The following is a 25,259-nucleotide window of genomic DNA, read 5'->3' on the forward strand; positions in this document are numbered from 1 at the left end:
CGAAATGAGCGCATGCAAGCAGGAATAAGCTTATAAGAGCACCACTACGAGACTGAACGGTACCCTGAAGCGGGTACAGTGAGGTTTTTCCTTGTTAGAGATGAAGAAATCCCGCGTGAGAGCATGCAAGCAGGAATAAGCTTATAAGAGCACCTTTATGAGACGGAACGTTACTCAGAAGCGGGTACAGTGAGGTTATTCCTTGTTAGAGATAAAGAAATGCCTCGTGAGCGCATGCAAGCATGAATTTCCTCATTGGAGGATATCCTTGGGATCAGGGGGATCAATAAGATATCCGTCTGACATTGGCTGCTGTATAGCAATCAGAGATATTTCGAATTCATGGCCTGGAGCTTTTGTTTTGTATACGCAATGGCCTGAGCGGGATACAGAATCCTGGCGTCTCCCCCCAGCTTCCAGATCAGATCTACATAAAACTTCAGATTTTCCGCAGGGACCAGAATGGTTGCCGTGCCGCTGCCGTCTTCGCGGCGTTCAATGGCAGTTCCGAACCAGATATCGGCTTCGAGCGCCCACACCCCATTGGGAGTGAGCTCGATGGTCAGAGAAGTTTGCTCCGACCGGCTTTTTTCAGGCGTATTCTGCAAATTCCATTGCTCCACATCATCCGACCACGGTATGGCATCGTTCAGGGCGGCAGAGAGAATCCGGTCTGCACGGAACAATCGCTGCTCGCTGCGCAGTATGCAGTAAGCGGGACAATACCAGTAGCCATCGCTCGAATAGAGGCCGATCGGCTGAATATTCCGCTTTGTCGTGCCGCTGCGCGAGCTGTATTCGATCGTCACCACTTTACGGATCATGATGGCCTGCAGCAGTGTTCGAAGACAGTCCGGAGACATTCTGCGGTGAGGGCTCCAGATGGCCACTTTGTTTTGCAAACGGTCTATTTGATCCTTGACGTCAGCAGGCAGGTAATGATAAAACTTGTGAAGCGCGGAGCTCGCTCCCTCGTCAAAAGGCAAGGAGCCGAAATACTGCAGGGACTGGCAGGCGAAAAACAGGGCCACCGCTTCGCTTTCCGTGAATGCGATTGGCGGCAGTATCCGGTCCTGCAGCAGCTTATAGCCGCCTCCCCGCCCCTGGACGGAATAGATGGGAACGCCAAGCTCACTGAGCTCCAGCAAATCGCGGGTTATCGTCCGGTAGGACAGTCCGAATTCATCCGCCAGCTCCTGAACGGTAAAGGTTTTTTTGGCGTTAATTATCATAATGAGCTGGATAAGCCGCTGCGCCTTTAACATATTCCTTCCCCTCCTCCTTTTTTTTTATTTTACCATAATAATAGGACAGAAATTGACCGGTTTATACGCTAAGATTTCTATGAAGAGATATTAACTGGAGGGGGAATCAGGATGAACGTTGAACAACAATCCGGAGACAGGATCGGTTTGGTCTTTATTTATGGTGCGGGCCTGAATCGCGGAATTTGGGAGAAGGTCGTTGATGGATTGGAGAATCCCTGTTTATTGGTTGACTTCCCGCTGCGCGGCGGCAATAACGAAACGGCGCAAGAACTTTCACTGGATCATTATACGGCCTATATCCGGGAACAAATAGAGGAATGGGAAGTGAAAAAATTCATTATTGTGGCCCATTCGCTCGGGGGAATTCCCGCTCTGAAGGCTGCCGCGGGGTTGTCCGGGCGTCTGGCCGGATTCGCGGCCGTCGGAGCGGCAATCCCCGGGAATGGCGGGTCCTTTCTTTCCATTTTGCCATTTCCCAAACGCCTCCTCATGTCCATCCTGCTGCGAAAGCTGGGCACCCGGCCCCCCGAATCTGCCATCCGTTCGGGCTTATGCCATGATCTGCCGCCGGAACAGGCGGCAGAGGTTGTGCGGGAATTTGTCCCGGAATCGGTCCGTGTTTACACGGACCGATCAAATGCGGTTATTCCGCCGGTGCCTAAGCTGTATATTAAACTGCTGAACGATAGAGAGCTCAGTAAGGCTCAGCAGGACAAAATGATTGCAAACTTTACCCCTGAGCACATTGCGAGCTTGAACACAGGCCACCTGCCGATGCTCAGCGATCCGGACGGATTGCGCCTTGCGCTGCAGACCTTTCTGGCGAAGTTGGCCCTCCAATAAAAGGGGATCATGCCGCAACCGGATACGCTTGGGCAAAAAAAGAACCCTCACTTATGTTCATAAGGAGGGTTTGTTGTGATGCTTTATTGAGTTGTCCCGTTGGTAGTATATGATTCTATTAAAATAGTCGTGCCGGGATAGATAAACACTTTGATGTACTTTACGGATGAATGTACCTTGTACAAAGGCCTGTTTTCAGCAGAAATAGATAGGAGTCTATGAGCTGTAAGACAAATGTCCATGCCTTCGATAGATCGATGGAGTACTATACATCAAATCTAACTGGAGGTGTGTGTGAATTGGGTTGTCCTGTGATTAAACCAAAAAAAGACTGTAAAAAGAAAACAGTCAAGCGAAAAATCCGTCGCCCGAAGAAAAACTGCTGCTGCAAGAAAATCGTTGTCAAAAAGCAAGTGGTGGTTGTCAATCTTCCTCAAGGAGCTGAATTAGGGGCTGCCGGAGCGGTAGGGGCCGCAGGCAGTGTAGGAGCTGCAGGCAGTGTAGGAGCTGCTGGCAATGTAGGCACAGCAGGCAGTGTAGGATCTGCCGGTTCAGTAGGCAACGTAGGATCTGCCGGATCTGTTGGTACGGCAGGGAGTGTAGGCAGCGCAGGTACGGTAGGCCCCGCAGGCACAGTAGGCTCCGCGGGAAGCGTAGGCGCAGCGGGCACTGTAGGCGCAGCAGGCAGTGTAGGCGCAGCGGGAAGCGTGGGTGCTGTTGGAGCAACAGGAGCTACAGGCCCTGCCGGAGGGATTTCCCAGTTCGGGTATGTTTATAACCTGGCATCCCGAGTGGTTCCTATAGAGGCGGATGTTATCTTCGATACGAATGGTCTTCTGACGCCTGGAATTACGCATGCCCCCGGAACAACTCAGATCGCAGTTACCGATGCGGGTACCTATGAGGTTACTTTTTCCGTGTCGGGTGTGGAGCCTAACCAGTTCGCACTATTCCTGAATGGGGCTCTGGTTGCCGGAACTATATACGGCTCCGGTGCCGGCACACAGCAAAACAACGGGCAGGCTATAATCGCTTTGGCTTCCGGCGATGTGCTTACGCTGCGCAATCACAGCTCATCTGCCGCAGTTACCCTTCAGACGCTGGCAGGAGGCACGCAAGCCAATGTGAACGCCTCTGTTGTTATCAAGAGATTGGCATAAGACCCGCGAATAGATCAGGAACAGCCGGAAGCAGCTCTTTTTCCCGGAGCTGCTTCTTTGCTGTTTTGTCTTGGAGGTGCGGTTTCGGGGTGAAGCTTGTCCATTTTTTACAAAGTCCTGTCGGTCTTCTCTTAAGACGGAAGAGGTGCCAAGAAACAAGGAAACGATAGTCCGTTTCGGGCATATTGACACCACGCATAAACTTTGCAGCATGGGGATCAGCGATTCTGCAGAAAATGCGCATATTCCAATGGCCTCTTATAGACGGTGCTTTTATTGCGGAAAGCTTGATACAGACTCTTTTGCGGTTTGCCGTTTACTTCAATAATCCAGGGATGACAATCGTTGTCCAGCGCCAAATCGACGCTAAGCTCCCCTAAATGCAGGCCGCTGCTTGTCTCGATGGTTTTTGCAGCCTGCAAGCTGATCTCATGAATCCGGTTTAAAATGGCGCCAGCTTGTTCATGGGGATATAAATATCTGAGCGCCTCTATAGACGAGCACATCTTCTCAAATATGCTGGTGTTAAAGCATCCTTTATAGGCCACTCTGCTAATTACACTGGTTACGGACCATATGCCCGTCTTATTTTTTTGCACAAGCACGCGAATGTCGAAGATTCTCCCGGCTAATCGCTGTGTAGGGACTCCCCTTTGTATGATGTACGGTTCGGAGCCGAGAAGAGTTTGCACGCTCTCCAGAAACTGCGGTATATTGCTGGCTATGATACTGGGTTGAATATAATGCTCGCCGATGTGGATTTCGCCGGAATCTTTCAGTTCTACACGATATACCCCTTTGCCCTTATTGCCGTAACAAGGCTTGAGATAGAGAAGTTTATGAGCAGCAAGCATTTCGGCCGCATTCTTCCGGTTAAAAGGAAGGGTTTCAGGCAAATAAGGGACAAGCGACCTGGTTAGTTGATTGTGAGTTTCATATTTATTGAGATGATTGATATGGTTGAAGCATTTGTTTCGTCCGATTACGGCTTCCAGTTGTTCAATCATCTCTTGTTTCAGCTCATAACAGCGGTTGTAGATCACCTTCGGAAAGGGAAATATGCTAATCGCCCATTTGCCTTTGGAGCGGTGAAGTCCGGTAATCCTGTTCCGCTGCCAGTCGATATCGGCCGGTGTAAAACAGAAAAGGTTCAAACGGGTTGTGTTGAACCGAAGATAGTTGATAAGCGAAGATTTTCTTATTTTGCGGGTAGCGACCATAATGCCGAGTAAAGCGCCGTTTCTGTACATTCTTTATCTCTCCTATTCCCGAAAAGCCTGTCAAGAACAGGGTATGTCTCAAATAAGGAAACGCATGGACAACAATACACTTGAACAAAAATATGTGTTTGCACCCTTTGCCACAATTTGGAATAAATTGATTCGAGATAGAGTCTTCATGCTTGCAGATGTTGTGCTCCGCCACTCACGGATGTTGTTGCGCTTGGCGGGATCAGCAGCGGTACTACTACAGGGCTTGCAATACCTGTCACGACAGGTACCCGTCTGTTGCTGGTGTACACTGTGGCAGCACCAGTGTTGACTGTTGCTCTGGTTGTGACCGGTTATGCAAGCGCGGGCGTTTCCATCATTTAGTTTCCTGGGCTGGCTGGAGCAGAGCCGCTTTCACAGAAAAAAGGGCTGAGCAGCGGTAGAAGTCTCCTGCTCAACCCTTTGATTATAGGTATAGCGGCTGGATGGCCTGCAGCCCAAGGACAGCTGCTGCAGGCATCGGCCAGCCCCTGCTGCGTGCATGCCGCCATCTTCAGCCGCTTAATAAATCCGATGCTTCCAGCCGCTTAATTTGGCGACTGCTTCCACATAATAATAGTCTCCATAAATGAGAGAGACATCAATGAAAGAGGTGCCGCTTCCAGTACCGTGGAGCAGAATAGCTTCATGCTCCGGCAGTTCCCATGTGGCGTAATTCTCGGTTAGAGAACGAAGGATCCGCCCGGCTGCTCCGAGGTACAGCTGCTTCTCCCCTGCAGGCACGACTTCCGCGATTTCCAGCAGGCCGGAAGCTGCTATAGCTGCGGCCGAGCTGTCTCTTGACTGACCTTCCAGCGACTCCAGCCGGAAATCCCAGTACGGGACATGATCCTCCGGCAAAGCTGCGATAAAATAATGCGCGATCCGTTTGGCCGTATTGAGGAAACGCACATCGCCTGTGTTCCGGTAGGTATTGATAAAGCCGTACAGCCCCCAGGAAGCGCCGCGGCTCCAGCAGGATTCCACTGAATGGCCCTGACCGCCGAAGGATTCGATGAATCCGCCGTTCTCCGGATCGAAGGACAAAATATGCCTGGTCGACCCGTCTTCGCGGATGCCATATTCCATGGTCGTCTCGGCATGCGCAATGGCAATGTGCTTGTACCGGGGGTCTCCGCTTACTTTGCTTGCCCAGAAGAGAAGCGAGATATTGATCATGCAATCGATAATGGCCCAGCCATGCCTGTCGGCATTCCACGCGCGGATGAAGCGTCCGACGGGGTTATACCGGCCCGCAAGAAAATTGGCGGCTTCGATGCCCCTCCGGAAGCCATCCGCATCCCCCGTCATTTTATGCTTGATAACCGCGGTCGACAGGAACTGAAAGCCAACATCATGGTGCAGCTCCTCGGTCGGTTTGACGAACCATTCCTCCAATACCTGATCATAATTCCATGCCGCTTCCCTGTAGTGTTCCTTGCCTGTCATGTCGTACATAATCCAGAGCATTCCAGGATAGAAGCCAGTTGTCCACCAGTCCGAGCCGATGTTATCGAATTTTCCATCTTCTCCGGCAAAGTGAGGATAGGTTCCCGCAAGCTTGCCGATCGTATTGCCGATCTTGGCATCAAGACGGCTTATTACTTCCTGCCAGTAGGACTGGGTCATTCTCTCTACCTCCATAGATTGGTTTATATGATAAGTGTAGCGCTTTCAGAATCAAAAAAGTGGCGGTAGATTGTGAGAAAACGTTCCTATATTGTCATGTTGATTGCTCAGCAAGGGAATCCGGATGAATACCACTACCCCGCCGCCGGGCTCCTTGTTTCTGATTTCAATCCCGTAGGCCGCCCCGAAGAAGGCTTCGAATCTTTCTTTCACATTGCGGATTCCGTACCCGCCGGTCTTGCCGTTCTTGTCGGAATTCCAGTTCGCTTTGAGCCCGACTCCGTCATCCGCTATCGTAATCATAATGGCTTTCGCATAGGGCTCTCTGGCTGCGTGGATCCTGATGCTTCCGGCTGTTCTTCCGTCGAAGCCATGCATAATGGCATTCTCGATAAAGGGCTGCAAAGTCATTTTCGGAATATAAAAGGCTTCCAGATGCTCCGGCACCTCGACCTGCACGGTTAAACCTTCCTCCCAGCGCAGCTGCTGAATCTGCATATAGCAGCTTGCATGCATAAGCTCCTCGCGGATCGTTATCAGGCTTTCGCCGTTGGACAAGCCGATCCGGAACATTTTGCCCATCAGCTCCAGTATTTCGCTCATCTTATCGTGACCGGCCCCAAGGGCCATCCAATTCAGCTGGTCCAGGGTGTTGTAGAGAAAATGCGGATTGATCATCGCCTGCAGCGCCTTGATCTCCGCTTTCTTTTGCCTTTTGTACTGATTTTCCAGGGATTGATACAGCTCTTGAATGCGGTCCATCAGCTTTCTGTAGCCCGAGAACAATACGCCGTATTCATTCGTATAATCCTCCGGGAGCTTCACTTTATTGGCATTCGTCGTGTATCGGCCCATCTCATGCAGCAGCAGCCGGATCGGCTTGATAAACTGGTTGGAGAACAATAAAGTGAAGAATAACGCCAGAAAGATGGTCAGTATCCCGACAAGGGACAAAATAAACGCATTATGAACGCTGCTCGAAGTAATCTGCTTCCAGGGTGTAAATTCCACGATCGTCCAGTCCGAATTAAAGTGCTTGGACCACACCATTAGATGGCTGTTGGCGTTGGCCAGCGTATAACCTTCCGTCTTCACTCTCAAATATCCGGATTCGTCATTCATGGAAGGAAGAAAATCGCCTAAATTATCCCGGAGCTCCGGGTCTCCAATAGAGGTAATAGCCCTCCCCCCGGAATCCAGCAGAATGCGGTTGGCGTCGGGCGTCTCCCCTTGGACCAGAGCCTGAATGGCTGCGGCTTTAATGTTCAGCAGCAGTAATCCGCTGTATTCGCCGGAGGGGGAATAGACCTTCCGGGCAAAGCTGATAACGGCAAATTCGCCGTTGAACAGCGTGATCATCCGCTCGCCGATCCAGGTGAAATCCGCCTTCTGGACCCAGTCGTACCAGATCTCTTTCCTGGCTTTCTCTTCTTCGATAAATACGACCGGAGTCTGCGATTGGCTGGGGATGGCATTCTTCGTGTAGAACTGGATGGAGGATATCATCGGCGTAGCATAAGTGATATTGGCGAGAAATTCTTCAATCTCCGCGCTCCTGGTATGATCGGAATAATTGTCTTTGGACTGGGAGTAGTCTGATAATAGAGGGTTTCTTGAGGCCGCGAGGGAGGTCTGCTCGAACGAACGCATTTGAATGCCGATTTTGCTGTTCAGCTCGTTCAGCACGTTTTGCTGATAATAAGACGTGTTCTTCACCATTTCCTGCGCGGACAGCGAATAAGCAAGTCCGATCACCACTACCAGGAGGATGACCATAAAGCCGGAAAATCCGCCGTACAGCAGATAATAAATCGGATATTTTTTGAACATATGCTTCATTATTCCCACACCCTCAATAATGACTTTATCTGATCAGTTCGGCCGGGGTGACACCAAAATGCTTTTTGAACGTCGTACTGAAATAAGGAATATTCTTGTACCCGACACTCTCCGCAATCTCATAAATTTTCAGCGTCCCCATCAACAGCAGGCTTTTGGCCTTCTCCATCCGCACCCGGATAATGTAGTTGTTGATCGTTTCCCCGGTAGCATTTTTAAAAATCAGGCTTAAGTAATTCCGCGAGATAAACACCTTATCGGCGAGCTCTGCCAATGTGATTTCCCGCGTGTAGTTCTCGTGAATATACTGCTTCATAAAATCGACAGCCTGTTTGTGGGAGCGCTTGCCCGAATCGTGATATTCGTACAAGCTGGAGGCGGGAATGACGGAAGCCTCCTGGGTCAGAAAATGGAATGCTTCCTCCAATGAATCGGACAGCTTGGACCAATGCTTCTTGAGGCCGCCGATACCGATACGGAGCGAAACGTACAGATACTTTTGCACGCATTCGATAATTCTCCCGGCGATTGCCGTAATGCCGTCCTTAAGCTCTCCGTATGTGGCGTCCTGATCAACATGTATAATCAATGCCGCATGATAGCCATGCAGTTCGACGAAGTCGAACGAAAGATTTTCTTCGCCCAGAATTTCCTGAATGATGTTCTGAATGGCAAAACGGAACAGAAAACGGTCGGAAGTGCCAACCTCGGCAATGCGCGTTGTCCTCATGATTTCAATTCCGAGAACCAGATGGCTTCGGTCAATGCCGCTGCTGAACAGCGGATGCTCCTTGTTCCAGTGATCCATGCTGCCCGTAACCGCGGTTTTCAGCCACTCCTTATGGGCTAACGGCTCGTACAGGCCGACCTTTTCCTTGAGCTCGTTTTGCTCCTTCCGGAGCCGGTTCTCCTGCTCGACCGCCTGGATAACGCGCTGAAGCGCTTCGCGGAGCGTGTGTCTGGACACGGGCTTGGATAAATAGTCTTCCACGTTCAGCCTCAATGCCTTGCGGGCAAATTCGAAATCGGAATAGCCGCTGTGAATGAGAAACTTGCCCCCAAAGCGTTCTTCCCGCAGCTGCTCGATCATTTTCAGCCCGTCCATGACAGGCATATAAACATCCGTAATGACGATATCCGGTTTCGTTTGGCGGATCAGCTCAAGCCCCTTGGCGCCGTTCGTGCTTTCTCCCGCCCATTCGGCGCCGATCTCCTTCCAGGGAATCACCTGCTTCATTCCTTTAAGTACCTGCCGGTCATCATCGATGATTGCGATTTTCCACATGGATATCCCTCCCGCTGAGAATGTAGGACTAATTTGAAAGAAATAGTGATATACCCTCATAGGTTTGCAGTCTGCTGAAAACTATAATTAGAGAAAATCACAGTAAATGAGGTGGACTTCATGAAAGACGGTTCGACATCGACAATACCCCTGCCATCGGCCAAGCGCCACAAACCCAGGATCAAGCGATGGGAGTCGCCGATTGCCGGCTATTTATTCATTTCGCCGTGGCTGGTCGGCCTGCTCGGCCTGACCTTGTATCCCATTGTGCAGTCTCTCTATTATTCCTTTACCGATTTCTCCCTCCTTGAAAAGCCTAATTGGGTAGGGCTTAGCAATTACAACAAAATATTAACATCAGATGATAGCTTTATACAAGCGGTCAAGGTAACATTCCTTTATGTTGCGGCTTCAACCCCGTTAAGACTGATTGCTGCCTTGTTCGTGGCTATATTGCTTGCAAAAAATGTAAAAGGTATGTCAGCTTACAGGACGGCGATTTATTTTCCTTCCTTAATTGGAGGCAGCATCGCCGTATCGATTCTATGGAAAAACATTTTCGGGAAAGAAGGCTTCATTAACAATATACTGGCCGAATTCGGCATACAAGGGGCCGGATGGGTGACCAATCCCGATACGGCGTTATGGACGCTGGTGCTGCTCGTGGGCTGGCAGTTCGGTTCCGCCATGGTTGTTTTTTTGGCCGGGCTGAAGCAGATACCGGGTGATCTGTACGAAGCATCGTCTGTTGACGGGGCGGGCAAGGTGAGGCAGTTTTTTAAGATTACACTGCCTATGCTTTCGCCTACGATCTATTTCAATACCGTGATGGGAATTATTGGAGCCTTCCAAATGTTCACCCCGGCGATGATCATCACGAACGGCGGACCCGCCAACTCGACTTACGTCTACTCGCTTTATCTATATGAACGCGCTTTCAGCAGGCTTCAAATGGGATATGCCTCGGGCCTTGCCTGGATCATGCTCCTGATTATAGTAGCTTCAACGGCACTTATATTCCTGACCTCGAAGTATTGGGTGTTTTATGAAGATGAAGGGAGGAAAAGACGATGAACGTGAGACGGAATATCCTGTTCAGGCATTTGGGACTCATTTTGCTCAGCTTGATTATGATTTATCCCGTCATCTGGTGGGTCGGCGCTTCCCTGAAATCGAATCAGGAGATGAGCCTGCCCGGTTTGTTTCCGGCAAGTCCGCTGTGGAGCAATTTCAAGGATGGCTGGTACGCCATACCCGGCCACTCCTTTACCGATTTCTATCTCAATAACCTGCAGCTGGAGCTGGGCATTCTGATTACGACCGTTCTATCCTGCAGTCTTGTCGCTTTTGGTTTTGCCCGGCTGGATTTTCCGCTTCGCAATTTCTGGTTTTCCATTTTGATGCTAACGCTCATGCTTCCCGGACAGGTGACGATTATCCCGCAGTATACGCTGTTTCACAGCCTTGGCTGGGTAAATACTTATTTGCCTTTCATTGTTCCTCATTCTCTTGCAGGCGGGTCGGGGGGCGCATTCTTCGTATTCCTGCTTGTGCAATTTATTAGAGGGATTCCCAGAGAACTGGACGAATCCGCCAAAATCGACGGCTGCAGCTGGTTTGGAATTTATTGGAGAATTGTCATTCCCTTAACAAAACCCGCGCTTGTTACCGTGTTCATCTACTGCTTCCTGTGGAATTGGGACGACTTCTTCGGCCATCTGCTGTATATTAATTCAGTTGATAAATATACGGTTGGCCTGGCGCTGCGCATGTTCAATGATTCGCAGTCGGTCCAGGAATGGGGACAGCTGTTGGCCATGGGTCTGGTGTCCGTAATCCCTTCGGCGATTATTTTCTTCCTCGCCCAAAAGCATTTTGTTGAAGGGATTGCCACTTCAGGCATCAAGGGTTAGATCTATATTCTGACAATATTGAAACAAATTGTGTTTTAGTATTATATTAATGGGCTTGTCATGTTGCTATGATGGGGCTGTAAGCGTTTAACTTTCCGGAAAAGTCAAACAGGAAGTTGTGCCAGGCAAGTAGAATACTAATCAAAGGGGACATGCCGTTTATGTTGAAAATGCGGAAAAAAATCATTCTCACGGTACTGACAGCTGTAATGGGAATATCGCTGACCGCCTGCGGGGGCGCATCGCCGGGAGCGGAAACGACGGGAAACAATCAACCGGCGGAGACTGGCAGCAAGCCGGTGAAGCTTCGCATCAATTGGTGGGGATCCCAGCCCCGGCATGACGCCACCCTCAAGATTCTCGATTTGTACACGAAGGAAAATCCGAATGTCACGTTTGAACCGGAATATTCGGGATTCGACGGGTATATTGATAAACTGACCACGCAAGCCGCAGCCAAAAACACGCCGGATATTATCCAGATGGACGCGGCCTGGCTGGCGGACTGGAATGCAAGAAACCAATTGGCCGACCTTAGCAGTATCAATATCGCGGATATCGATCCGAAGCTCGCGGAAACGGGGCAGTTCAATGGCAAGCAAACCGCCATACCGCTCGGCAATAATGCGTGGGGCATCATTTATGATAAGGCATCGCTGGAAAAGCTCGGCTTTGAGCTCAAGGACGGCATCACCTGGGATGAATATTTCCAGCTGGCCCGTGACATCAAGGCGAAGCTTGGCAAAGATCAATACGTCATGCAGGATGGAACATCCAGCAAAGAGGCTTATTATTCCTATCAATTAAGCAAAGGAAAAGGTCTCCCGATTACGATGGATGGCAAATTCAATTTCGACAGGGATACTTGGCTGGAATGGGTTAATATTTTCAGTGACTTTAGAAAAGAAGGCATTGTCCCCCCTCCGGATGTGCAGGTTGGCGATAAAGAGCTGGATCCCAAGCTTGATCTTATGATCAACGGAAGAATCATTTTCAGAAATGCTCATGCAGCCCAAGCCTCCTCGTGGGAGAGCTTGAAGCCCGGCAGTATAGGCGTTTCCGCCATGCCCAAAAGCGAGCAAGCGGGCAGCTGGCTCAAGGCGACCTTCTTCTTCAGTGTAAGCCAGGACTCCAAGAACAAAGAGGAGGCGATGAAGTTTATCGACTGGTTTATCAATGATCCCGAAGTCGGGGAGATTTCCGGAACCACACGCGGCGTACCGGCATCCAGTAAAATCGTAGCTGAATTGGAGCCCAAGTTTACTGCAGCAGATAAACTGACGGTCGAAATGATCGAGAAAGCCACTCCGGGAGCGCAGCCGTTCAACCCTGGAGCCAAGGGATGGATCAATTTTGAATCGAAAGAGTACACTTCAATCACCGAGTCCTTGATGTTCGGCAAAACGACGCCGGAGCAGGCCTTTGACGATTTGAAGAGCAAAGCGTCCGAATACGAAAATTAAGGATAGAGGAGATGTCCGCCTTGCTGACGATTACCGGTTTTGCCGATGAAATTTCACCGGACCTGGAAGAACAGATGAATGTAATGGAAGCCGAAGGAATATCCCATATTGAATTCCGGGGCGTGGACGGGAAGAATGTGCTCAAGCTGTCGGATACGGAATTAAGCAAGGTTAAGGAACGGCTGAATGCACGCGGCTTCAAAATTTCCTCCATCGGCTCGCCCGTGGGCAAATACGGGATCCGCGATGATTTTTCCGTCGAGCTGGCGAGCATCAGGCGGGCTTGCGAGATTGCCACTTACCTGGAAGCTCCATATATCCGGATTTTCTCCTACTTCATTCCCGAAGGGGAGGAGCCGTCTTCCTTTAAGGAGGAAGTGATTTCCCGGATGAAACAGCTCATTGAAGTTGCCGCACAGAGTCAGGTGACACTGCTTCTGGAAAATGAAAGCCATGTGTATGGAGATATCGACGAGCGGTGTCTGGATTTGCTGGAGGCATGCAGCAGCCCAAGACTGCGGATGGCTTTTGATCCCGGCAATTTTGTCATGAATGGTGTCAAGCCGGTTTCGGATGCCTTGCCTAAATTGCAGTCTTACCTCGAATATGTTCATATTAAAGATGCCATGGCGGAAAAGCGGATTTTCGTGCCGGCAGGCGATGGAGACGGAGAATTCATTGCTTTTATCCGTAATCTGAAAGAGACGGGGTTCTCCGGTTTTCTTTCGATCGAGCCGCATTTGCACAAATATTTGCCGGAGCAGGACGGACCAGGGCGATTTGTCCATGCCGTCAAAGCGTTGAAGAAGCTGCTTGAAGCCGAATCCATGGCTTGGAATTAATCCGTATATCAGGACTGGAGGAGATGGGAAGCATGAGTACGAACAAGAAGGTTAAGGTCGGGTTAATAGGACTCGGCAATATTGGGCGGACCCATATCGGGTATTTGCAAACGATGGATAATGTTGAGCTTGTGGGCGTATGCGACGTTAAGAAGGAAGTGGCGGACAGATTTGCCGCTGAAGCGAATACGGCCGCCTATTACAGCCATAAGGAGCTGTTTGATCAATCCGGGCTTGAAGCCGTCATTATCGCGGTGCCTCATTATGATCATACCCCGATCGCGATTGAAGCTTTCGAGCGCGGGCTCCATGTGCTGTGCGAGAAGCCGATCGCCGTCCATGTCAATGATGCCAACAAGATGATCGCCGCCTATCAGAAGGCTAAGACAAGTAACCCGGATCAGTTATTCGGAATCATGTTTCAAGAGCGCACTCTGCCATTCTACAAGAAGCTGAAGGATATCGTGGACGGCGGAGAACTCGGGCAGCTGACCCGGGTGACCTGGATTAACACGGCATGGTTCAGATCGCAAATCTACTACGACAGCGGGGATTGGCGGGCAACCTGGGCCGGAGAGGGCGGAGGCATCCTGACGAATCAGTGTCCGCATAATCTGGATATGTACCAGTGGCTGTTCGGCCTTCCGGCCCGCATAAGCGCCCACGCCCATATCGGCAAATATCATAATATTGAAGTCGAGGATGAAGTGACCGCCTATTTCGAGCATGACAACGGCATGATTGGCCACTTTATCGTGACCACGGCGGAGTCCCCGGGAACCAACCGCTTCGAAATCGTGGGGGAGAACGGCAAGCTGATTTATGAGAACGAGAAGCTCGTATTATATAAAAATCGTATTTCCATGCTCCAGCATCTGCGGGAGTCCCAGAGCGGCTTCGGCAATGTGGAAAGCTGGTATACGGAAATTCCGGTCAAAACCAATGTGCCAACCGGACACCGCGTTGTCGCCGACAAGTTCTTCAATGCCATTCTGAGCGGAGGCGGAGACCTGATTGCCCACGGCGAGGAAGGGGTCAAGGGATTGACCCTCGGCAACGGCATCATGCTTTCTTCCTTTAAGAAAGCGATGATTGAGCTTCCGTTCGACGCGGATGAATATGAAAGCAAGCTGCAGGAGCTGATCAAGTCCTCCAAGTTCACCAAGCAGGTGAAGGAAAATGTAGAAGCGGATATATCGAAGTCTTTCTCCGTCTAGACGGGCTGCGCATGCGGAAACGTCTTCCGATACTCGCAAGTGTGACTAGCGAGTTAGCCGCTTGCCACTTGTCGAGGAGCTCGCAAGTGTGACAAGCGAGTTAGCCGCTTGCCACTTGTCGAGGAGCTCGCAAGTGTGACAAGCGAGTTAGTCGCTTGTCACTTGTCGAGGAGCTGTTGTACTCCTGAATTTTTTATTATGGATACCTCTGGTGCAAAGCAATCCACAATAAACACCGTGGATCGCTTTGCCACCCTGGTTCAAAACCAATCACGGTATAAATGTGATTGGTTTTGAACCCTATTTGTTAAATTCGGGGTACAAAGGTCGTAAGTGGATGCTTGCGAAGCAGCTTTCTAGCGAAAGCTTTCAGCTTACGCTTCTCCAGACTATTTCCGCCTGCTCCGCCAGTTAATCACCGGACTTGTAGAGACGCACCCGTTCGATAAAACTATGATAAACCGCCAGCGGGATTGAAAAAGCTGGCGGTTTTTTGGATTGCTAGAAGGCGCTTACAATTCTATAATGAGAGTGTTGTGAATAATTCGGCAATTCTGGTGGAGATGGCCTGATAACATGATTATGCATTGCATTTCATTATGGGAGGTATTTAGTTATGAGCAAAGTTCGGGTGGGAATCATCGGCACGGGAGGCATAGCCGGTTGGCATGCCAGACAGCTGCTGCAGCTGCCGGAAGTCCAGATAACGGCTCTTGCGGATACGAGCGAAGTGAACCGGAATGCTTTTGTGGAGAAATACGGCTTGCAGGCTGCGGGCCTGTTCTCCGATTATGAGGAAATGCTGGAGCAGGCGGAGCTGGATGCGGTCGTGATCTGCTCTCCGCATACGCTGCACTTTCAACAGGCCAATGACGTTCTGAACAAAGGTCTGCATGTGCTGATCGAGAAACCGATGACCTGCTCATCCGCCGAGGCGGAGCTGCTCATCCGCACGGCGGAGCAGGCGGGCAAAATCATGCAGGTTTCCTACCAGCGCCATTTTCAGCCTGAATTTCTATACATCCGGGATGCCATCGCAAGCGGGGAGATCGGCAAGCTGACCTCCATCACCGCTTCGCTCTATCAGGAATGGCGCCAGGGGACACCTGGCTCGTGGAGGCAGGACCCGGCGTTATCCGGCGGCGGCTTCCTGATGGATTCCGGCAGCCATATTATTGATGTGCTGCTCTGGACCACCGGTCTTACCCCTGTGGATGTCAAGCCGCAGCTGCATATGCATGGCGCGCCGGTGGAGATCGATACATTCACTTCCATCCGGTTTGCGGAGGGTGCTGTAGCGGGTCTGAATCTGGTCGGCTTTGCCCCCTGCTGGCATGAGACCTTCGTCTTCTGCGGGGAGGACGGCGGGATATTCTACGACAATGGCAAGATCACCCTGCGCCGCTTGAAGCAGGAAGCGATTGTTCCGGATCTGCCGCAGCCAACCACCAATCAGGACAAAAGCTTCATCGATGCGATTCTGGGCCGTCATGAAGTGCTCGTTCCCGGCGAGTTCGCCCTCAAGGTTGTCAAGCTGTCGGAAATGATCTATCAGGCAGCCGGTTATGTGCCGGATGCAGCGCTTATACAAGAGGAGGAAACCGCCTGATGAGCTATCAAATCGGCATGCGTATCCCGCCCAAGATCGGTGCGGAAGGAATCAGCCAGACCGCCAGGTGGGCTGCAGAGGCTGGACTGGATATTCTGGATGTTCCGCAGCTGACTCCGGAGATTAAGCAGGCATGCGGGCAGGCCGGTATTGGCATCGGCTCAGTCGATGCCCAGCAGACGTCGAAGCTGTTAAGCCGGGATGAAGCCGTGCGGGGAGATGCGGTGGAATCGGTCAAGCAGCAGATGAGCGCCATTTCGGAGCTGGGCGGAAGCGTAATGTTCATGTGTCTGGTGCCCGAGGATCTTGCGCTTCCGCGCAAGGAAGGGTTTGCGATATGGAAGGATACCTTCCCGGAGCTGGTCCGCCACGCGGAGCAGACCGGCATCTATATGGCAATCGAAGGGTGGCCGGGACCCGCGCCGCATTATCCGACGCTTGGCTGTACGCCGGAAATGTGGAGGGCGATGTTCGAAGCCATTCCTTCCAGGCATTTCGGACTGAATTATGATCCTTCTCATCTGGTGCGGCTGGGGATTGATTATCTCCGTGCGCTTACGGAATTCGGGGACCGCATTGTTCACTGCCACGGCAAGGATACGGAAATTCTGCATGACGAGCTGTATGAATGCGGAGTTCTTCCTGCAACCTTCGGTCCGAAATACGCATTCTCGGAAGGCTCATGGCGGTACACTATACCGGGGCATGGCGAGGTGGAATGGAGTAAAGTCGCCGTCCGTCTCGATCGTATCGGGTATAAGGGAGCAGTCAGCATCGAGCTGGAGGACCACCGCTACTGGGGCTCGCTTGAAGCGGAGCGGCTGGGCATCGTGAAAGCCGCCGAACATCTCTCGAAGTATTTCCGGTAAAATCAAAACGACCGCTTCCCGGATCAGTACCGGAAAGCGGTCGTTTTTTATTTATCTCTGTACTCAGGTGAGAATGGCGGTTCCATGTCCCCGTTCTCCGCAAGCGACTCAAGATAGGCTTGAATCTCTTCCAGAGACATTTTCACTCCGGTGAAGAGCGTCCCTTCGCGCGCATCATTCAGCATCTCGCCCAGCCATTTTTTCTCGGTTTCACTAAATTGGATAAAGCCTTGAATCATAAGCTCGGAGCCTCTGGGAAGGAAATTCTGCTTCAGCTTCAGCACCACCTGCATCCTCTGGATCCTGGCCTCACAGTGGGCTATTTGCTTCTCAATCAAGGCTTCGACTTTCTGCGGATTCCCGTAACGGACGAATGGCAGCGTCAGAAACAGCGGATGCTGCGGATACGAAATTTGATTGAACTGCGCGTACAGAAGCTCTTCGAACGACGATTTGCCGGATTCGGTAATCCGGTATATCGTCTTGTCCGGTCTGTTGTCGCCAGGTACGGAGACAATCTCGGCGGCTTCGATCAGACCATCCCCGCGCAGCTGATCCACTGCGTAATACAGCGAACCATCCCGAAGCTTGAAGCTTTCGTTCCAATTCCGTTGCTTGATCGTCTGGCGGATTTCGTAAGGATGCCGGTCGCGCTCCATCAGCAGTCCCAGGATAAGCAGCTTCATCGACATCGCAATTATCCTCTTTTTAAGGAAGGATTCGGTTTTACAGCCGTTTCACCCTGTTGCCCGGAGGGGCTTGGCTGGGCGCTCTTGGCGGTTTCCAGCCGCGCACGGCCCATCAGGAAAACGAATACCAGGGCAATAATCGGCAGAATAACGGACCACTGGAAGATAAAGATGATGGAATCCGCAAGCTTGCCCAGCAGCGTATTGACAAGCTCCGGGGACAAGCCCATTCGGGCCTGGACGGACGGATCCAGAAGCGCTTGCCCTCCCTTGATTTGAGCGGCCAAACCGGGATCGAGATCCGGAATTTCCGTAACCCCGGTTTGAAAGGCATGCTTCTGCAGCGCCCCTAATACCGTTACACCAAGCGCGGAGCCGATCGTCCGGAAGAATGTGATCAAGGATGAAGCGGAGCCCTTGTATTGGGGCGGCACCGCATTAAGCGTCGAGATATTGAGCAGCGAGAAGGATACGCCCATGCCAAGTCCGACAATGATCATGAAGAAGGTGATGACCAGGCGGCTTGTGGAGGTATCCATCGCGAATCCGAGCAAGGATGTGCCGACCAGCAGGAACAGGGCCGAGACGATCATGACATCGCGGTACCGGAATCGGTTGACGATCCGTCCGCCGATCTGGCTGCTGGCGACAACGCCCAGCATCATCGGGGTAAGCACGGAGCTTGTTTCCGTTGCCGTCTTGTGGAACACCCCTTGAATAAAGATCGGGATATACGTCGCAGCGGCGATCATGACGCCGCCATAGAGCAGGCTGATCATCATGCTGCTCGTAAACAACCGTTTCTTGAACAGGCTGAGCTGGATGATGGGATCCTTGGCGATTCTCTCTACCAGCAGGAAGATAACGAGGAGCACGCCTGAGGCCACGAATAACGAGACCGTATTCCAGGATCCCCATGCCCAGCCTTCAGATCCGCCAAGCTCCAATCCGAACATCAGGCACAGAATAGTCCCTGTCAGAAGAATAGCGCCGACCCAGTCCACGCTTTGCTTGCGGTGATTCTTGGACTCGTGATAAGCCTGAAAAATAAACAGAAAAGCTAGAATGCCGATTGGCACATTGATGTAGAAAATCCAGCGCCAGCTGATATTATCCGTGATCAGTCCGCCCATGATAGGGCCAAATACACTGGAGACGCCAAACACCGCGCCGAAAAGTCCCATCATTTTGCCGCGCTTCTCCTGCGGGAATAAATCATAAATGATGGTGAATACGATCGGCATCAAAGCTCCGCCGCCAATCCCCTGAATAGCACGGTAAATAATGAGCTGATCCATGTTGGTAGCCGTACCGCATAGAATCGAGCCCACCATGAATAACAACAAACCGGATAAGAAAAACCGTTTCCGGCCGTACATGTCGGACAGCTTGCCGAAAATCGGTGTTGAAACAACCATCGCGATCATATAGGCGGAGTAGACCCAGACGAATTTATCCAGCCCTCCAAGCTTCTGAATGATTTTGGTCATGGCTGTGGAAACGATGGTCTGATCAAGTGCGGCCATAAACAGACCAAGCAGCAAACCGGCAATAACCAGTTTCGTATTGCTTTTTTTGGCGTCCATTAATAACTTCCTTCCCCTGCTGAGTCCCCTATGTACTCAAATTTGAATTGCCATCACCTATTTTACTCAAATTTGAGTAAAAATCAATGCCTGGAATCGATTTACAAAAAATATATTCTGTTTCTCTGGCCGCGAGCTGCGGAGTATTGCGCGGTTCGTGTTTACTTTTCTATAATGAAGAAACGGTCAAGGCCGTCCTCTCCGGCACTGAAGCAATTTTCTTTACCTATCCCGTTGACATTGGGGCGTAACGGGTATAAGGCGGGCACAATGACTTTTGAGTATAGAAGGACACAGAATGGGGAGTTAGCCATATGGGTGATATCAGACACATCATATTTGACTTTGACGGTACGTTGGCGAATACATGGCCTGTTATGTTTCAAGCCTCTGTATCCGTTTTTGACAAATACGACAACCGGAAATTGATCATTGAGGATCTGTATGAAATGACGGGTCCGACCGAATTGCGCATTATCCATCAGCATCTGGGCAACCGGGCTATGGTGGATGCTGCGGTAGAGGATTTTGTCGTACATTATGAGCAGCAGCATGAAGAGCTGGTTGAGCGCGATGAAGCCATCACGGATCTGCTTGCGGATCTGCAGCAGTCGGGCGTAGGACTGGCCCTGTTTACAGGCAAATCCCGCCGGACGCTGGATATTTCCCTAGCCAAGCTGGGTTGGGATATTCCCTTCAGCCACATCGTTACTGGGGATGATGTGGAGAACTCCAAGCCTTCGCCGGAAGGCATCCACCGTATTATGGATAAGCTGGGCTGGAGCCGCGAGCATACGGTTTTTGTCGGCGACAGCAATGACGATATGCAGGCGGGCCGGGATGCGGGCGTGCGCACCTTCGCGGCCAGGTGGATGTCCATGGTTCAGGATAAGGATTACCGGGTTCCGCCTGAACGGGCATTTGAGAACCTGGAGGATTTCCGCTCTTATCTGGCGCAGCATGGGGTTCAATTCAATTAGTGGACCGTCAGCAGAACAGGCTGACTCTGCCATCGGGTGGCGCGCTAATAAACCTTGCTGCAGCGCCGATTTGCCGTTCATCGGGCGCAAACGGCGTCTCCACCAAGGAAAAATCGGCTTACAGGCGCCGCGGCAACGGAAATGAGCGTTGCAAGCCGGTGAAACCTTGCTGCAGCGCCGATTTGCCGTTCATCGGGCGCAAACGGCGTCTCCACCAAGGAAAAACCTGCTTACAGGCGCCGCGGCAACGGATATGAGCGTTGCAAGCCGAGGAAACCTTGCTGCAGCGCCGATTTGCCGCTCATCGGGCGCAAACGGCATCTCCACCAAGGAAAAATCGGCTTACAGGCGCCGCAGCAACGGGGATGAGCGTTGCAAGCCGGTGAAACCTTGCTGCAGCGCCGATTTGCCGCTTCAGACCGCGATGCATGTTCCCGTATAATTCCTCCACCTTCATATGGCTTCCACAGAACCGAGCAGAAATCATGTGGCCCCATCGGCGCCTGCATCAGCTGCTCCCAATCCGACATGCTTCCATGATAAAATAAAGATAGCCTGCAAGCATTAAAACATACAGCCATCAAGAAGGAAATTGTGAACGAAGGAAGTTGAAGCCTGCATGAAGAAGCTGGAGCAGATTACGCCATCGATCCGCATCGCGCATCACTATCGGTTCAGCGAGAATCGATTCTCGGAGATGAACAGGGTGGGCTACTGCTATGCCCTGCACCTGTTTGATTCCGGCCGGGGCAAGGTGCAGATTGACGGAACGATGCATAACGCTGCGAAGGGCACGCTGATCTTCCTGCGGCCGGATCAGCCGCATTCCTTCTTCCCGGATCCGGTGAATCCGTTCAGCTCCTTCAATATTTATTATGAGCCGTGGCGCAGGCCGGCCTTGAACACCAGCATGCATCTGGTGCGGGACAAGTCGGAGTTCGACAAGTCGATGCTCACACCGGTGATGGATTGTCCGGAACTGGAACATATGCCAAATGTGCTGCAGCTGGAGAACCAGCCCGCCGTTTTCGAGATGATGGCGCTTATTGTGGAATCTCATCAAAATACCGGGGAGCCGTATGCGGAGGCTATGGAGAACAGTCTGCTCTATGCTCTGCTCCTGCAGCTGTTTATGTGGCGTGCCCATCAAGCTGCCTACGATTCCCGCATCCAACGCATCAAGGAGCGGCTGGATATGGACTCTTCGTTGAACTACCTGGACCTGATGGAGCAGGAGGGGCTGAAGAAGTCGCAGTTTCACCGTTTGTTCCTGGAGGTGACGGGACTTCCCCCAAGAGCCTACTGCCTGCGCAATCAGATGAAGCAGGCCGTGACCGAGCTGCTGGAGAGCCGGAAATCCATATCCGAGATTGCCGATTCGCTTGGCTTTCCCTCTATCCATTATTTTTCCAAACGGTTCAAATCCTATTACGGCGTTTCGCCCAAGGCTTACCGTGAGGGCAAGCAGATCCGCTGGGAAGGATCATCGGAATCTTAATAATAACCGGAAAATATGACAAATTTGCAAGCTTTGTTTAAATACGCTTTACCTCTCCTTCTTTATAATGGACCTATCGGCTATTACAAAGTATAGAGAGGCAGGCGGATGTAATGAAAACGAATCAGGGAAGTCTGACCAAGGAGCAAGTGGACTTTTATGATACCGAAGGGTATCTCGTTATTCCGGAGCTGTTGAATGCGGAAGATATGGCAGCGCCGAAGCAGGCGATGGAAACGAAGGTTTCACAAATCGCCGACGAGCTTTTTGATGCCGGTCTTATCAGCGACAAGCTGGAGCATCTGCCTTTTCCCAACCGGCTCGCGGAGCTGTTCAAGGGCTTGACGGATGAACATTTCAATAAACACGGCCGCAGCTGGCGCGACCGTATTCCGGGTTATTTCACATTGATGAGCAATCCCAAAATCCTGGATGCGGTGGAGTCGCTGATCGGCGGGGAGCTGTTCTCCAACCCCGTATATAATGTCAGGCCGAAGGTGCCGCTTGTCGCTTCCGGAGCCGTTCCCTGGCATCAGGACAAATCGTACTGGCCGGATGCGAATGCCAATCCCGTTATTACGGTCTGGATTCCCCTGGTAGACGCCACTCTGGAGAACGGCTGCCTGCATATCAAGCCGCGTACCCATAAGAAGCGGGTGCTCAAATGGCATCAGGAATCCTACACCGGCACCGGTTATACGGCGCTGAAGGAAAATCAGCTCGGCAAAACGGAAACGGTCGTGCTGCCGGTGAAGGCGGGCTCAGCAATCCTCTTCAATGACCGCTGCCTGCATATGTCGACGCCGAATCTGTCGGACAGCGTGCGCTGGAGCGTTGACCTGCGTTACCAGCCGACGGATCAGGATCCCATGCCGCAGCATGGAGCGGGCTTCCTGGCGCGCAGCTGCAAGCATCCGGAGCGTGTTGCCACGCTGGAGGATTGGCTGAACAACCAGCCGGAGCATCAATAAAACACAAATCAAGCGATCAAGGGACAGAGCCCATATCCGACCCGGATATGGGGCTCTGTCTGGAAAAGTTCGAATAGATCAGCTATTCTCATAATAGCAGGATTTGGCGTCTGCGGTTCACCGGACAACCGGACCGCGGCGGCCGGCATCGGGCATTCCTATTCAAAAAGGAGCGAAGCAATGAAGCCGCTATTCGAGCAGGATTCACGGGTACCCCTAAGCAAAAGGATTGTTTTTCTTGGAGACAGCATAACCGACGAAGGCACATATATCGCCTACATGGATGCTTATTTCCGCCAGCATATGCCAGAGCATGATATGACCCTGATCAATCTGGGCGTTAATAGTGAAACCGCTTCCGGCTTAAGCGAGCCGGATCATCCGTTTCCGCGCCCCTGCATTCACGATCGTCTGGACCGGGCGCTGCAGGAGAGCAGGCCGGACTGGGTCGTTTTATGCTACGGAATGAATGATGGCATTTATTATCCCTTTTCCGAAGAAAGATTTCAGGCATACCGGCAGGGCGTGCAGGAAGTCATTCGACGTGTCCGCCAAGCCGGAGCTCTGGCGATTGTGATGACACCGCCGCCATTCGACCCAAAGTCGCTGCAGGGGGCAAATCTGCTTCCTGCAGGGCTTGAGAAATACAGCTATATGACGCCTTATGCCGAGTATAACGGCGTATTGAGACGGTATGCAGACTGGATGCTCACACTGACAGCCGAAGCAGATGGAATTATTAATATCCATGATCCCCTGACTACGTATATTGAGAGCAGGCGCAGCGCTAATCCCGCTTATATTTCCGGCGATGGCATTCATCCGAACAAGCAGGGGCATTGGATCATCGCGAAGACACTGCTGGCCGGATTATTCAATATTACCCTGGAGCGGGAGCCTTCCTATGTGGAGCATCCGGAGCAATCGGAGCTGTATCGGCTGGCATGGGAGCGTCATCTGCTGCTGAGCGCGGCGTGGAAGGAGCATGTCGGACATACCCATATCAACAAGGTCGAGGCATTGCCGCTGAAGGCGGCTCTGGAGCAAAGTGAGCGCCTGGCCGGCCGGATCCAGGAGTCAGCCGAAGCCCGGCCGGAGAACAGGCATTCGACAGCACGGTCATTGTGGAAGGGTTATGAGCGGATCGATTTCTATGTGGGCGGCAGGGAAGGCTTCATCATTGTTCCCACTACGCCAGCAGCAGGAAACCCGTGGATATGGCGGACCGAATTCTTTGACGCTTTTCCATCCGTGGATATGGCGATGCTGGAGCAGGGCTGGTGTATTGCCTATTACCGGCTGAGCAATATGTACGGGTGCCCGTATGCGGTCCAGCTGATGCACAGGTTCCAGAGCTACCTCGTCAGCGTCCTCCAATTGGCGGAGAAAACGGTGCTGTTCGGCTTTAGCCGGGGAGGGTTGTACGCATTAAACTACACGGCGGCATATCCTCAGAGCGCGGCTGCCCTGTATCTGGATGCTCCCGTGACGGACATCCGCAGCTGGCCGGGGGGATTGGGATCCGGCACACGCTCTCCCCGGGAATGGGAGGAATGCCTGACGATCTACGGAATGACGGAGGAGAGCTCCGCGGCCTATCTGCAGAATTCTCTGGAGGGAGCTGCCACGCTTGCCGCTGCTGGCATCCCGATTATCATTGTGGCGGGAGACGCCGATACGGCAGTTCCCCTGGATGAGAATGCCGCCATACTGGAGAGGCATTACCGGCAGCTGAACGGAACCGTGAAGATGATCGTGAAACCGGGAGTCGGCCACCACCCGCACAGCCTGGAAGATCCGGGGCCAGTTGTCGACTTTATTATTGGGGCGGCTGGATAGATAAGCGATAGCAATAAGTGCGAGGGAATATTCATTCTCTCACCGGCGCTTTTTTGCGACAGGAGGAGTGGCGGTACGATAAACAATATTTCAAGAAGGACGTATTGATTGGATAATTCAAGCGAGCGAATTCAATAAATTCAATAAATGGCAAAGTTTTATGTGGATATTCATTTATTAATGAAAAAACAATGCAGCCCCTTTTTAGGAGCTGCATTGTTTTTTTACCTTATAGACTTGCGGTTATGCTTCGTCTTTCTTTTCCTCTATAAAGCCTTCGATACTGTTTTTACGACGTTCATTTTTTGCTTCAATTTGCTGCTTCTCTTCAGAAGTAATCTCTTCTGCGTGCTCGTCAAGGTAATCCTCGGCTTCTTTCAAATTAGCCTCAGTGTGATCGATATGTTTCTGCAGGTGAACCTCATTATCCTCACGATTATCCGGTTTGGCCAAAGTAATTCCTCCAATGCTTCATAAATTCCATTTTATGATGTCCTGATTTGCGGATG

Annotated in this window: 22 protein-coding genes; 14 read left to right on the forward strand and 8 right to left on the reverse strand. The window is 51.5% G+C overall.

Going from position 1 to position 25,259, the window contains the following annotated elements:
• Positions 1 to 323: 323 nt before the first annotated feature.
• Positions 324 to 1,265 (reverse strand): helix-turn-helix transcriptional regulator, encoded by a 942-nt coding sequence (locus AC0YOB_RS31030; protein WP_475796066.1) that lies wholly within the window; start codon positions 1,263 to 1,265, stop codon positions 324 to 326.
• A gap of 111 nt (positions 1,266 to 1,376) precedes the next feature.
• Between AC0YOB_RS31030 and AC0YOB_RS31035 the strand changes: the two genes are divergently transcribed.
• Entirely contained in the window at positions 1,377 to 2,111 is a 735-nt protein-coding gene (locus AC0YOB_RS31035) for an alpha/beta fold hydrolase (protein ID WP_475796067.1), read from the forward strand.
• 311 nt (positions 2,112 to 2,422) lie between these two features.
• The gene (locus AC0YOB_RS31040) at positions 2,423 to 3,271 is read left to right on the forward strand and encodes a BclA C-terminal domain-containing protein (RefSeq protein ID WP_475796068.1); all 849 of its coding nucleotides are present in this window, start codon (positions 2,423 to 2,425) and stop codon (positions 3,269 to 3,271) included.
• Positions 3,272 to 3,489: 218 nt separating this feature from the next.
• On the opposite strand, the gene AC0YOB_RS31045 is transcribed toward AC0YOB_RS31040, so the two are convergent.
• The 4 genes from AC0YOB_RS31045 to AC0YOB_RS31060 all read right to left on the reverse strand — a co-directional run bounded on the left by AC0YOB_RS31045 (position 3,490) and on the right by AC0YOB_RS31060 (position 9,274).
• Positions 3,490 to 4,521 (reverse strand): YheC/YheD family endospore coat-associated protein, encoded by a 1,032-nt coding sequence (locus AC0YOB_RS31045; RefSeq protein WP_475796069.1) that lies wholly within the window; start codon positions 4,519 to 4,521, stop codon positions 3,490 to 3,492.
• 522 nt (positions 4,522 to 5,043) lie between these two features.
• A complete protein-coding gene (locus AC0YOB_RS31050; protein ID WP_475796070.1) occupies positions 5,044 to 6,150 on the reverse strand; it encodes a glycoside hydrolase family 88 protein in 1,107 nt (368 codons plus the stop codon).
• 51 nt (positions 6,151 to 6,201) lie between these two features.
• Entirely contained in the window at positions 6,202 to 7,989 is a 1,788-nt protein-coding gene (locus tag AC0YOB_RS31055; protein ID WP_475796071.1) for a cache domain-containing sensor histidine kinase, read from the reverse strand.
• A 25-nt stretch (positions 7,990 to 8,014) separates the two neighbouring features.
• The gene (locus AC0YOB_RS31060; RefSeq protein WP_475796072.1) at positions 8,015 to 9,274 is read right to left on the reverse strand and encodes a response regulator; all 1,260 of its coding nucleotides are present in this window, start codon (positions 9,272 to 9,274) and stop codon (positions 8,015 to 8,017) included.
• Positions 9,275 to 9,394: 120 nt separating this feature from the next.
• On the opposite strand from AC0YOB_RS31060, the gene AC0YOB_RS31065 reads away from it, so the two are divergent.
• The 7 genes from AC0YOB_RS31065 (at position 9,395) to AC0YOB_RS31095 (ending at position 17,187) form a co-directional block, all read left to right on the forward strand.
• Positions 9,395 to 10,348, forward strand: coding sequence for a carbohydrate ABC transporter permease (locus tag AC0YOB_RS31065; RefSeq protein WP_475796073.1), 954 nt, complete (start codon positions 9,395 to 9,397; stop codon positions 10,346 to 10,348).
• Positions 10,345 to 11,187: a carbohydrate ABC transporter permease gene (locus tag AC0YOB_RS31070; protein ID WP_210044875.1), complete on the forward strand. Its 843-nt coding sequence runs from the start codon at positions 10,345 to 10,347 to the stop codon at positions 11,185 to 11,187. Before AC0YOB_RS31065 ends, AC0YOB_RS31070 begins: the two co-directional genes overlap by 4 nt.
• A gap of 161 nt (positions 11,188 to 11,348) precedes the next feature.
• Positions 11,349 to 12,650, forward strand: coding sequence for an ABC transporter substrate-binding protein (locus AC0YOB_RS31075; RefSeq protein WP_475796074.1), 1,302 nt, complete (start codon positions 11,349 to 11,351; stop codon positions 12,648 to 12,650).
• Between the two features lie 11 nt (positions 12,651 to 12,661).
• Positions 12,662 to 13,492 (forward strand): sugar phosphate isomerase/epimerase family protein, encoded by an 831-nt coding sequence (locus AC0YOB_RS31080; RefSeq protein WP_475796075.1) that lies wholly within the window; start codon positions 12,662 to 12,664, stop codon positions 13,490 to 13,492.
• 32 nt (positions 13,493 to 13,524) lie between these two features.
• Complete coding sequence (locus AC0YOB_RS31085; RefSeq protein WP_475796076.1) at positions 13,525 to 14,709, forward strand: Gfo/Idh/MocA family protein; 1,185 nt, start codon at positions 13,525 to 13,527, stop codon at positions 14,707 to 14,709.
• Between the two features lie 616 nt (positions 14,710 to 15,325).
• Positions 15,326 to 16,318 carry a Gfo/Idh/MocA family protein gene (locus AC0YOB_RS31090; protein WP_475796077.1) on the forward strand — a complete coding sequence of 331 codons (993 nt, stop codon included), beginning with the start codon at positions 15,326 to 15,328 and terminating at the stop codon, positions 16,316 to 16,318.
• On the forward strand, positions 16,318 to 17,187 hold the full coding sequence (locus tag AC0YOB_RS31095; protein WP_475796078.1) for a sugar phosphate isomerase/epimerase family protein: 870 nt from the start codon (positions 16,318 to 16,320) through the stop codon (positions 17,185 to 17,187). The genes AC0YOB_RS31090 and AC0YOB_RS31095 overlap by 1 nt, the downstream gene beginning before the upstream one ends.
• Before the next feature lie 47 nt (positions 17,188 to 17,234).
• Here AC0YOB_RS31095 and AC0YOB_RS31100 read toward each other — a convergent pair whose 3' ends face one another.
• Together AC0YOB_RS31100 and AC0YOB_RS31105 are read right to left on the reverse strand one after the other, a co-directional pair.
• Entirely contained in the window at positions 17,235 to 17,879 is a 645-nt protein-coding gene (locus tag AC0YOB_RS31100; RefSeq protein ID WP_475796079.1) for a PadR family transcriptional regulator, read from the reverse strand.
• Positions 17,880 to 17,884: 5 nt separating this feature from the next.
• Complete coding sequence (locus AC0YOB_RS31105; RefSeq protein ID WP_475796080.1) at positions 17,885 to 19,462, reverse strand: MDR family MFS transporter; 1,578 nt, start codon at positions 19,460 to 19,462, stop codon at positions 17,885 to 17,887.
• Positions 19,463 to 19,776: 314 nt separating this feature from the next.
• On the opposite strand from AC0YOB_RS31105, the gene AC0YOB_RS31110 reads away from it, so the two are divergent.
• From AC0YOB_RS31110 to AC0YOB_RS31130, 5 genes are all read left to right on the forward strand, one after another.
• Positions 19,777 to 20,442 carry an HAD family hydrolase gene (locus tag AC0YOB_RS31110; RefSeq protein WP_475796081.1) on the forward strand — a complete coding sequence of 222 codons (666 nt, stop codon included), beginning with the start codon at positions 19,777 to 19,779 and terminating at the stop codon, positions 20,440 to 20,442.
• Positions 20,443 to 20,590: 148 nt separating this feature from the next.
• A complete protein-coding gene (locus tag AC0YOB_RS31115; RefSeq protein ID WP_475796082.1) occupies positions 20,591 to 20,884 on the forward strand; it encodes a hypothetical protein in 294 nt (97 codons plus the stop codon).
• 177 nt (positions 20,885 to 21,061) lie between these two features.
• Positions 21,062 to 21,940, forward strand: coding sequence for an AraC family transcriptional regulator (locus AC0YOB_RS31120; protein WP_475796083.1), 879 nt, complete (start codon positions 21,062 to 21,064; stop codon positions 21,938 to 21,940).
• 113 nt (positions 21,941 to 22,053) lie between these two features.
• Positions 22,054 to 22,911, forward strand: coding sequence for a phytanoyl-CoA dioxygenase family protein (locus AC0YOB_RS31125; protein WP_475796084.1), 858 nt, complete (start codon positions 22,054 to 22,056; stop codon positions 22,909 to 22,911).
• Positions 22,912 to 23,091: 180 nt separating this feature from the next.
• The gene (locus AC0YOB_RS31130) at positions 23,092 to 24,750 is read left to right on the forward strand and encodes an SGNH/GDSL hydrolase family protein (protein WP_475796085.1); all 1,659 of its coding nucleotides are present in this window, start codon (positions 23,092 to 23,094) and stop codon (positions 24,748 to 24,750) included.
• Between the two features lie 243 nt (positions 24,751 to 24,993).
• On the opposite strand, the gene AC0YOB_RS31135 is transcribed toward AC0YOB_RS31130, so the two are convergent.
• Positions 24,994 to 25,203 (reverse strand): small acid-soluble spore protein Tlp, encoded by a 210-nt coding sequence (locus AC0YOB_RS31135; RefSeq protein ID WP_475796086.1) that lies wholly within the window; start codon positions 25,201 to 25,203, stop codon positions 24,994 to 24,996.
• Positions 25,204 to 25,259 lie beyond the last annotated feature (56 nt).

It is taken from the genome of Paenibacillus sp. JT31N17 (assembly GCF_056269255.1).